1 protein-coding gene is annotated in these 431 nt (G+C 72.9%); it reads left to right on the forward strand.

The window, feature by feature from the left end; all coding sequences use genetic code 11:
• The coding region (locus DW306_RS05555) for a biotin/lipoyl-containing protein (protein WP_342670833.1) at positions 1 to 431 on the forward strand (431 nt) is incomplete at both ends.

Consider the following 431-nt stretch of genomic DNA (forward strand, 5'->3'; position numbering starts at 1 on the left):
CGCCCGCTGAGGCCGCCCCTGCCGCAGAGGCTCCCGCCGCAGAGGCTCCTGCAGAGCCTGCTGCCGAGGCGGCGCCCGCCGAAGAGCCTGCGCCGGCTGCAGAAGCCGCTGCGCCCGCTGGAGACGCCAAGGACATCGTGCTCCCCGAGCTGGGTGAGAGCGTCACCGAAGGCACCGTGACGCGTTGGCTCAAGCAGGTCGGCGACAGCGTCGAGGTCGACGAGGCCCTTCTCGAGATCTCCACTGACAAGGTCGACACCGAGATCCCGTCGCCGGTCGCCGGCGTCCTGCAGGAGATCGTGGCCGCGGAAGACGAGACCGTCGCCGTCGGCGCCGTGCTGGCCCGCGTCGGTTCGGGTGCTGCGCCTGCCGCTGCCCCCGCGGCAGAGGCTCCGGCAGCTGAAGCTCCCGCAGCTCCGACCGAGACTCCC

This window comes from Microbacterium sp. K24, assembly GCF_004794465.1.
Classification (GTDB): domain Bacteria; phylum Actinomycetota; class Actinomycetes; order Actinomycetales; family Microbacteriaceae; genus Microbacterium.